This is a genomic window from Candidatus Propionivibrio aalborgensis (assembly GCF_900089945.1).
GTDB classification, from domain to species: Bacteria; Pseudomonadota; Gammaproteobacteria; order Burkholderiales; family Rhodocyclaceae; genus Propionivibrio; species Propionivibrio aalborgensis.
This window is the reverse complement of record NZ_FLQY01000178.1, coordinates 1-9,417: the sequence shown is the minus strand read 5'-3', so window position 1 is coordinate 9,417 and position 9,417 is coordinate 1. Positions and strand designations below refer to the sequence as shown.

The 9,417-nt window shown below is 58.5% G+C and carries 9 protein-coding genes and 1 pseudogene; 3 read left to right on the top strand and 7 right to left on the bottom strand.

The window, feature by feature from the left end:
* The 6 genes and pseudogenes from ispH to PROAA_RS09540 all read right to left on the bottom strand — a co-directional run.
* Nucleotides 1–183 (bottom strand): annotated as a pseudogene (gene ispH / locus PROAA_RS09565) (4-hydroxy-3-methylbut-2-enyl diphosphate reductase); the annotation flags it as partial.
* 8 nt (nucleotides 184–191) lie between these two features.
* Nucleotides 192–647, bottom strand: a complete 456-nt coding sequence (locus tag PROAA_RS09560) for an FKBP-type peptidyl-prolyl cis-trans isomerase (RefSeq protein ID WP_186411130.1) — start codon at nucleotides 645–647, stop codon at nucleotides 192–194.
* A gap of 8 nt (nucleotides 648–655) precedes the next feature.
* Nucleotides 656–1,195 (bottom strand): signal peptidase II, encoded by a 540-nt coding sequence (lspA, locus tag PROAA_RS09555; protein WP_186411129.1) that lies wholly within the window; start codon nucleotides 1,193–1,195, stop codon nucleotides 656–658.
* Nucleotides 1,164–3,959 carry an isoleucine--tRNA ligase gene (ileS, locus tag PROAA_RS09550; protein ID WP_186411128.1) on the bottom strand — a complete coding sequence of 932 codons (2,796 nt, stop codon included), beginning with the start codon at nucleotides 3,957–3,959 and terminating at the stop codon, nucleotides 1,164–1,166. Before ileS ends, lspA begins: the two co-directional genes overlap by 32 nt.
* Before the next feature lie 53 nt (nucleotides 3,960–4,012).
* Nucleotides 4,013–4,411, bottom strand: a complete 399-nt coding sequence (locus tag PROAA_RS09545) for a GxxExxY protein (RefSeq protein ID WP_186411127.1) — start codon at nucleotides 4,409–4,411, stop codon at nucleotides 4,013–4,015.
* A complete protein-coding gene (locus PROAA_RS09540) occupies nucleotides 4,408–5,352 on the bottom strand; it encodes a bifunctional riboflavin kinase/FAD synthetase (RefSeq protein ID WP_186411126.1) in 945 nt (314 codons plus the stop codon). Before PROAA_RS09540 ends, PROAA_RS09545 begins: the two co-directional genes overlap by 4 nt.
* A gap of 199 nt (nucleotides 5,353–5,551) precedes the next feature.
* Here PROAA_RS09540 and PROAA_RS09535 point away from each other — a divergent pair, with 199 nt between their 5' ends.
* Together PROAA_RS09535 and ccoS are read left to right on the top strand one after the other, a co-directional pair.
* Complete coding sequence (locus PROAA_RS09535; protein ID WP_186411125.1) at nucleotides 5,552–7,996, top strand: heavy metal translocating P-type ATPase; 2,445 nt, start codon at nucleotides 5,552–5,554, stop codon at nucleotides 7,994–7,996.
* A 20-nt stretch (nucleotides 7,997–8,016) separates the two neighbouring features.
* Nucleotides 8,017–8,214: a cbb3-type cytochrome oxidase assembly protein CcoS gene (ccoS, locus tag PROAA_RS09530; RefSeq protein ID WP_186411124.1), complete on the top strand. Its 198-nt coding sequence runs from the start codon at nucleotides 8,017–8,019 to the stop codon at nucleotides 8,212–8,214.
* A gap of 87 nt (nucleotides 8,215–8,301) precedes the next feature.
* On the opposite strand, the gene PROAA_RS09525 is transcribed toward ccoS, so the two are convergent.
* Entirely contained in the window at nucleotides 8,302–8,922 is a 621-nt protein-coding gene (locus PROAA_RS09525) for an OmpW/AlkL family protein (RefSeq protein WP_222102198.1), read from the bottom strand.
* A 307-nt stretch (nucleotides 8,923–9,229) separates the two neighbouring features.
* On the opposite strand from PROAA_RS09525, the gene PROAA_RS09520 reads away from it, so the two are divergent.
* Nucleotides 9,230–9,417 (top strand): cbb3-type cytochrome c oxidase subunit I (locus PROAA_RS09520; protein ID WP_186411123.1); only part of this gene is annotated, 188 nt, incomplete at its 3' end.

Genomic DNA, 9,417 nt, shown 5'->3' with positions numbered 1-9,417 from the left:
GGCGAGATCGTCGATGAAGATGGCGCCTTTGGCGCGAAGGTCGTCGCAGACGAACTTGTTGTGCACGACTTCATGGCGGACATAGATCGGCGCGCCGAATTTTTCGAGGGCGCGCTCGACGATGGCAATGGCGCGTTCGACGCCGGCACAGAAGCCGCGTGGGTTGGCGAGAGTGATTTGCATGGCGGACCTTACATGATGCCGATGACTTCTACTTCAAAGCGGATCGGCTTGCCGGCGAGCGGGTGGTTGAAATCAAAGAGCGCCGTGGTGTCGGACAGTTCGCGCAGGAAGCCGGCGAAACCGGCGCCGCCATCGGGCGCGCCAAACTCGATCAGCGAGTTCTCTTTGAGTTCGACGTCCGCAGGCAGGGCACTGCGCGCAATACGTTCGACAAGTTTCGGATTGTGTTCGCCAAAGGCTTCACTGGAATCGAGCTGAAATACCCGGCGCTGTTGGACCGGCATCCCGACGAGGCAATTCTCCAGCGGTGCAGCCAGCTGGCCGCTGCCCATCTGGAGCGTTGCAGGCGAAAGGTCGAAGGTGCTGACAAACTCATTCCCTTCGCCATCGGACAGACGGTAATGGAGCGTCAGGTAGCTGTCGGGGCGTACCGTTTGCACGGGTAAGTCGTTGGGTCGTTGCATGGAGTGAGTCACCGTAAATCGTTAGAAACATCATGGGCGGATTTGACCGCGCCATCCGTCGAGGGTTTCCCTGCAAATTGATCCCAGGCCAGCAGGATGGCGCCAATGGTGATTGCCGAATCGGCCACATTGAACGCCGGAAAATAATAACCCGCCATGTGCCACTGGACGAAATCGACCACCGCACCGAAGCGTATGCGGTCGATCACGTTGCCGAGTGCACCGCCGAGAATCAGGGAAAGCGCCAGCGAGAGGCGGAACTCGCCGCTATGACGGCTGAGCATGCCGACGATCCAGGCCGAGACGCCCAGCGCCAGCACCGTGAAGAACCAACGCTGCCAACCGCCGGCATCGGAAAGGAAACTGAACGCCGCGCCTGGGTTGAAGGTCAGCACCCAATTGAAAAACGGTGCCACATAGCGCGAATCTCCCACTTGCAGTACACCGAGAACGATCCACTTGCTGACCTGATCGAGCGCCATGATCGCTCCGGCCAGCCACAGCCATGGCTTGATGTTACGCGCAGGCACGGGATTCCCCCTGACCATGCAGGTTGCTCACACAACGCTTGCAGATTTCCGGGTGTTCGGGGTCCTGGCCGACGTCTTCGCGCACATGCCAGCATCGCCCGCATTTGGCGTGGCTCAATGCGCTGCATTCAAGTTTTTCCTCGGCGCTGCGCACCAGGCTGGTCTTTGAGCAGATGAGGACAAAGCGCAGGTCGTCGCCGAGCGAAGCCAGAATGTCGTACTTCTCACCGTCGGTATGGATCCTGACCTCGGCTTGTAGCGACGAGCCAATCAGGCCTGCGACGCGGAGTTCCTCGAGGGCACGCGTCACCTCTGCGCGGTAGAGACGGATCTTGCCCCATTTGTCGAGCAGCAGGGCTTCGTCAGCCGGCGCGGGCAGTTCTTGCCAAGTTTGCAGCATGACTGACTCGGTCTTGCGCGTCAGTGTTTTCCAGACTTCCTCCGCGGTAAAAGAGAGAATCGGCGCCAGCAGTTTGACGAAGGCTTGAGTGATATGCCACAGCGCGCTTTGTGCCGATCGGCGCGCGGCGGAGTCGGCGGCGGCGGTATACAGGCGGTCCTTGAGGATGTCGAGGTAGAAGCCGCCAAGGTCTTCCGAGCAGAAGGTTTGCAGCGCCTGCACGACGCGGTGGAATTCGTACTTGCCGTAGTCGGCCTCGCACTGCGCCTGCATCTGGCGTGTCATGGCGAGCGCATAGCGGTCGATCTCCAGCCATTGGTCTGATGGGAGCAAGTCTTTGCCGACCTCGAAATCCGAGGTGTTGGCGAGCAGGAAGCGCAGCGTGTTGCGCATTCGGCGGTACGACTCGACGACGCGTTTGAGGATTTCGTCGGAAATCGACAGCTCGCCCGAGTAGTCTGTCGCTGCGGTCCACAGGCGGAGGATGTCGGCACCCAGGGTGTCCGATACCTTTTGCGGCGCGATGACGTTGCCTTTCGACTTCGACATCTTCAGCCCCTTGCCATCGACGACGAAGCCGTGCGTCAGCAGCGCCTTGTATGGTGCGCGGCCATCAATCGCGCAGCCGGTCAGCAGGGAGCTCTGGAACCAGCCGCGATGCTGGTCCGAACCTTCCAGGTAGAGATCGGCGGGGTAGCAGAGTTCGGTCTGATGCGATCCGCGTAGTACGCTGGCATGCGTGACTCCGGAGTCGAACCAGACGTCGAGCGTGTCGCTCATCTTGCGGTAGTGGTCGATGTCGTCACCCAGAAGTTCCCTCGGGTCGAGCGAGAACCAGGCTTCGATGCCGGCCTGTTCGACGCGCAGGGCAACGGCTTCGATCAGTTCCGGCGTGCGCGGGTGCAGCGTTCCCGTTTCTCTGTGCAGGAAGAAGGGGATCGGCACGCCCCAATTGCGCTGGCGCGAAACGCACCAGTCGGGGCGGGTTTTTATCATCGCTTCCAGACGTGCGCGACCCCAGGCCGGGAAGAATTGGGTTTCGTCCACCGCGCGTTCGGCGATCCAGCGCAAGGTGGCGGCGTCTTCCTTGTCCTTGTGATCCATGCCGACGAACCATTGCGTGGTGGCGCGGAAAATGATCGGCGTCTTGTGCCGCCAGCAATGCGGGTAGCTGTGCGTGATGCGCTCCATCTTGAGCAGGCGTCCTCGGGCTTCGAGTTCCTGCAGGACCAGCGGATTGGCTTCCCAGACCGTTTTTCCCGCCAGTGGCGAGACGGACAGGGCGGGCGTATTGGCCAGGAATTTGCCGTCGTCACCAACCGGGTTCACAACCGGCAAGCCATAGGTCTTGCCGATCTGGTAATCGTCCGCGCCATGTGCCGGTGCGGTATGGACCAGGCCGGTGCCCGCCTCAAGGGTGACGTGTGGGCCGCAGATGATGGCGACGTCACGCTCCTGGAAGGGATGCTTGAGCAAAACATGTTCGAGCGCCGCGCCTTTTGCCGAGCCGATGACCGTGCCTGCGAGCGCATAGCGCTGGAGACAGGCATCGGCCAGCTCGTGCACCAGGATCAAAGTCCCTTTGGGCGTCTCGATCAGGTCGTAGTCGAATTCCGGGTGAATGCTCACGGCTTCGTTGGCCGGCAGCGTCCATGGCGTGGTCGTCCAGATCACGGCGAAAGCTGGCGCGCGCAGATGCGTCAGGCCAAAGGCTTTGGCCACCTTTTCGGCGTGGTTGGGGTGGACTTCGAACGCGACATCGATGGCAGGCGAGTTCTTGTCCTCATGCTCGACTTCGGCCTCGGCCAGCGCCGAGCCGCAGTCGAGACACCAGTTGACGGGTTTGAGTCCCTGATAAAGGTAGCCCTTCTCCAGAATTTTGCCGAGCGAACGAATCTCGTCGGCCTCGGTCTTGAAGGCCATCGTCAGGTACGGGTTGTCCCACTCGCCGAGGATGCCCAGGCGGATGAAGTCTTTCTTCTGGCGTTCGACCTGCTCGGCGGCAAAGCTGCGACACAACGCGCGCACCTTGTCGCCGGCGATATGCTTGCCGTGCAGTTTCTCGATCTGGTGTTCGATCGGCAGGCCGTGGCAGTCCCAGCCCGGAACATACGGTGCATCGAAACCAGCCAGCGTCTTCGAGCGAACGATGATGTCCTTAAGAATCTTATTGACCGCGTGGCCAATGTGGATGTCACCGTTGGCATAGGGCGGACCGTCGTGCAGAACGAAGCGCGGGCGCCCTTTCGACGCTTCGCGGATCTGTTCATAGAGCTTCTTCTCCTGCCAGTCCGCGACCCATTGCGGCTCGCGCTTGGCGAGATCGCCGCGCATGGGAAAAGGTGTATCCGTCAGGTTTAAAGTGTTTTTGTAGTCAGCCATTTATGAAATCCAACACAGAGGCACAGAGACACAGAGAATACGCAGAGAAATGACTAATATCCATTTACGATTCGTTTGATGCCTTTGTGCAGTACTTCAACATTAAAATTTAGCAGTAGTCCGAGCCGCTTTTCGGTGAGCTTGAGATAGGTCAAAACTTGGGCAGAGTGAATTGGTAATAGGTGATCAACCGTTTTGCATTCGATAATCAGAGAGTCTTCAACAAGAAAATCAAGCCGGTAAACGTTATCTACAGCGACATTTTTGTAACGGAGGGGAATTTTCACTTCGCGCATGGCATGCAAGCCGCAATCAGCCATTTCTATGGCCAAGCATTCCGAATATGCATTTTCCAGCAAGCCCGGTCCCAGTTCACGATGCACCTGAATAGCTGCCCCGATAACCTTTTCGGTTAGCACGTTCAGTTCTTCAGCGTTCTTTCTCTGTGTCACCTCCGCGCCTCTGTGCCTCTGTGTTTGAAGTAGGCCTTTCCTTCGGCAACGTCCGCCGCGATCTGCACCTTCAGCGCATCGAGGTTGGGGAACTTCATTTCGTTTCTTAGTTTGTGCAGGAAACGGACATTGATGTGGTGGCCGTAGATGTCGGCTGAGAAATCGAATAAATGAACTTCCAGCAGCGGGCGGGCGACCTGAGCGGCACTCGGACGGAAGCCGAGGTTGGCTACGCCCTGGAGCGGCTTGTCCGATAGCCCGAGCACTTCGGCAACAAATACCCCCAGCAGCGGGGGTTTGTCGTGCTTGATCCGGATGTTGGCGGTAGCAAAACCCAGTTGGCGCCCCATCTTGTCGCCATGCACGACGCGACCATCGATGGAATAATGGCGGCCGAGCAGGTGAGTGGCGCCGTCCAGACGACCTTCGGCGAGCGCATTGCGTACCGCCGAACTCGAAGCGCGTTCGCCTTCAACAGTGACGCCGTCGATGGCCTCGACCTGAAAACCGTAGCGTTCCCCGGCCTCCCTCAGCAGGGAAAAATTGCCACGGCGGCCCGCACCGAAGCGGAAGTCATCGCCGACGATCAGATGTTTGACGCGCAAGCTGCCGACGAGAATGCGTTCGATGAATTCTTCGGCCGAAAGGGCGGCAAAGTGGGCGTTGAAGCGGCACACGTAGGCCAGTGCCACGCCGTCTTCGGCAATCAGTTCAAGCTTTTCGCGCAATGTAGACAGGCGGGCGGGCGCCGTTTCGGGCGAAAAGAATTCACGCGGATGCGGCTCGAAAGTCAGTGCCGCTGGCAGCAGATTTTCACGGGCAGCAATGGTTCTGAGCCGCGCGAGCAGCGCACGATGGCCCAAGTGCACACCATCAAAATTGCCAATGGTCAGTGCAGTGGGGCTGGGTGCTGTCTGGGAATAGCCGCGATAAACGAGCATCGGAGAGTGGTCGGGGCAAATACTGAAAGAGCTGGCGCAGGAGCCAGGAAAAAGGGGAAAGTGAGGGAAAAGGGCTGAATTATAACGGTTCTTGGGCATGTTTTTTCAGCAGGACGGAACTGACTTATACTCATCGACTTCGGAGGGCGCGGGCAGGAGCCGGCGCTTTTTTCATTTCGGGATATCGGGCTGAGCGGCAATGCGTCAGGAAAAATGCTATCACTGCGGGTTGCCGGTTCCGGTTGGCGTCGAGCTGTCGGTAAGCATTGACGGGCAGGTGCGCGCCATGTGCTGCATCGGATGCCAGGCCGTGGCGCAGGCGATTATTGATAACGGGCTGACTGACTACTACCGTAATCGAGACGCCTTGCCTGACGCCCCGCGCGAGGCGGTACCGGCTGTTCTGGACGGACTGAAACTCTACGATCACGCCGATTTCCAGAAGAGCTTCGTGCGTGTACATGGCGAAAACGAAGGCGAACGCGAGGCTTCGCTGATCATTGAGGGCATCACTTGCGCGGCCTGTATCTGGTTGAACGAGCAGCATGTGGCGAAACTCCCCGGCGTCGTCGGTATGGAGATCAACTTCGCCACACGGCGTGCACGAGTGCGTTGGGATGAGCGAAAGATAAAGCTTTCCGACATTCTGGCAGCCATCATGGCCATCGGGTATCGTGCTTATCCGTACGATACGGCAAAAAGCGAGGACCTGGCACGCAAGGAGCGGCGTAGCGCGCTGTGGCGCTTGTTCGTCGCGGGCTTCGGAATGATGCAGGTGATGATGTATGCCATCCCTGGCTATCTGGCCGGTGACGGTGACATGACGCCCGATATCGAGCTGCTGTTGCGTTGGGCGAGCATGGTGCTGACTGTGCCTGTGGTCATGTACTCTGCGGCGCCTTTTTTTCGTGGTGCCTGGCGCGATATCGGGCGGCGTCGGGTCGGTATGGATGTTCCGGTTGCTCTCGGCATCGGCGTGGCTTTTGCGGCCAGCGTTTGGGCGACGCTAAGCGGGTCGGGCGAGGTCTATTTCGATTCTGTCGCCATGTTCGTTTTTTTCCTGCTCGGTGGGCGTTTCCTTGAAATGACGGCCCGGCAACGCGCTGTCAGCGTGACCGAAGCCTTGGCCCGACTGATGCCCGCCTATGCAACGCGCCTTCTGGACTACCCGCAGAATCGATCGCTTGAGCAGGTGATGGTGGCAGAACTTGAGCCCGGCGATGTCGTGCTGGTCAAAGCCGGTGAAACGATTCCAGCCGATGGTCAGGTGATCGAAGGCACCAGTTGTGCCGACGAGTCCTTGCTGACCGGCGAAAGTTCTCCGGTCAGCAAGGGTCCGGGGGCGGCCGTAACGGGTGGCGCAGTCAATATGGAGAGTCCCTTGTTCATCGAGGTCGGGCAAGTCGGCGAAGCAACGCGTTTGTCGGCAATCATCCGTCTGATGGAACGTGCGGCAATGGAGAAGCCGCGTATCGTGGAGATCGCCGACCGCATCGCCGGAATCTTCATCGTGTCGCTGCTAGTGCTTGCGCTGGCGGTAGCCGCAGTCTGGTGGTCTGTTGATCCGACGAAAGCCTTGTGGATTACCGTTTCCGTATTGGTGGTGACTTGCCCCTGCGCTTTATCGCTGGCCACGCCAATCGCACTGACGGTGGCCAGCGGCGCCATGGCCCGTGCCGGCCTGTTGGCAACCCGTAGCCACGCCATCGAGACGTTGGCGCGGGCAACTCACTTTGTTTTCGACAAGACGGGGACTTTGACGGCCGGGCAGTTGACCTTGCTGGCCGTATTGCCTTTGCGTGGACTCGGTCGGGAGGACTGTCTGTCGCTCGCAGCAGCCATCGAGCACACCTCCGAGCACTCGATCGGCAAAGCGTTGCGTGACGCCGCCGCAGGTTTCGATTTTCCCCCGCTGGGCGGCGTGAGTAACACGCCGGGCAGCGGAATGGATGCACTGCTTGAGGGCAAGCCGATTCGAATCGGGCGTCCGGACTATGTGGCCGCCCTGCATGGTCGGCCCCTTCCTGAGTCGGTCCGCACATTTGCGGAGAGCGGCGATACCGTGATTGCTCTGGGAGACGACGCGGGTTGGCTGGCGCTATTCCGCTTCGGTGATGAGATCAGGCCGCAGGCTGCGACGGTGGTCGCTGCACTGCGTGCCGACGGGCGACAGGTCGTGCTGCTTACCGGGGATGCGCCGCCGGTCGCCTTCAAGGTGGCGCAAGCTTTGGGTATCGAAACGGTGGAAGCCGGCATGTCGCCGCAGGGCAAGCACGATTACGTCTGTCGTCTACAGGCGGATGGGGCGATTGTTGCGATGATCGGCGATGGGGTCAATGACGCGCCCGTTCTGGCCCAGGCGCAAGTGTCAGTAGCCATGGGTGGCGGGTCGCTACTGGCGCGTACGCAGGCCGACCTAATTTTGCTGTCGGAGAATCTCGATCATCTTTGCCGGGGCTTTTTTGTTGCGCGCCGTTCATTGCGCGTTATCAGGCAGAATCTGGCATGGGCTTTCGTCTACAACCTTATTGCGCTGCCTCTGGCGATGACGGGTTTTGTGACGCCGTGGATGGCCGGCATCGGCATGTCGGGCAGTTCGCTTCTGGTCGTGCTGAATTCCCTCAGGCTGCAGAAGGCCGCTTAATTCAGGAATCCTGATCCACCATGGAAAGTCTTTATTTGCTGATACCGCTTTCAGTGCTGCTCGTTTTTCTGATCGGTCTTCTTTTCTGGTGGTCCGTACGTAGCGGTCAGTTTGATGACATGGAAGGTCCCGGCTACCGCATCCTGATGGACGACGATAAGATGAGGGAAAAGAATGACCCGGATAGCGATGAAACAGAATTGCCGAAGAATGGCTGAATCAACTCTTCACCGGTCAGCGGACAACAAAAAAGCCTGCCGGCACCAGCCGGACAGGCCCTTGTCTGACTGCCGCGAGAATTCGGTTCAGAAACGGTAGCCGACACCGATGCCGTACAGCATCGGATCAAGGTCAACCTTGCCCACTTTTGCTCCATTTACCTTCACGTCGGTATTCATCTGAACGTACTTCACATCGAGGTTTAGAAACCAGTTCTTATTCAGTGCGTAGTCGAAGCCGATTTGTCCAGTCAGGCCGAAACTGCTGCGATCAACTTCGGCGGCTCCGTTGAGGATATTGTTGCGATTGTAGAAGACCGTGTAGTTTAACCCGGCGCCCACGTAGGGCTTGAACGCACCGAGATCGGTGAAGTGGTACTGAAGCAGCAGGGAAGGCGGCAGGGCCTTGATGGTGCCGCTCTTGACGCCGCCGACGTCAATGTCAACTTTCTGCGGATAGGTCAGTACCAGTTCTGCGGCGAAGTTCTTGGTGAAGAAGTACGTAATATCAACTTCCGGAATCCAGAGGTTGTCGGCTTCGATCTTGGTCGTCCCGCCGATCGGCAGGCCTTCGCTCTGACCGTTATGGTAGTCAAGGTACACGGCACGACCACGGACCATCCAGTTGCCTTCGGCCTGCTGAGCAAAGGCGGAAAGGCTCGAGCAGAGTGCGACGGTTAAGGCGGTGAGTTTCAGAATGTTGTGCATTTAATCTCCCTCGGTTTTGTTAATAACAACCACAAAATTTATAGGGGGATTATAATCTGTTTTTCGTTAAGGTTTGATATTGATAGGTTGATGCGACCAAGGAGTGCCACTTTTTTGATTGTGTGTTGTAAAACCACAACAGTGACGGGGGTATCGACTGGCGTATGTTACACTACGCGTGTTCACGGGCGGTTGCGGCTGCCTGTTGGCGGAAAGCCAATCTGCTGCTAGCGTCGACGACCGCGTGGCAAAGGCTAGGTGCAACAAGAAGGTAATCCGGTTCTAACGACTATTACGAGGTAGGTCCATGTCAGAAACTCAATCGACGTACAACTACAAGGTTGTGCGGCAATTCACAGTAATGGCTGTGATCTGGGGCATCGTCGGCATGCTGGTCGGCGTGATTATTGCCGCGCAGCTGGTCTGGCCAGAGTTGAATATCGGCTTTCTGCACTTCGGGCGCTTGCGGCCCCTGCACACCAACGCGGTTATTTT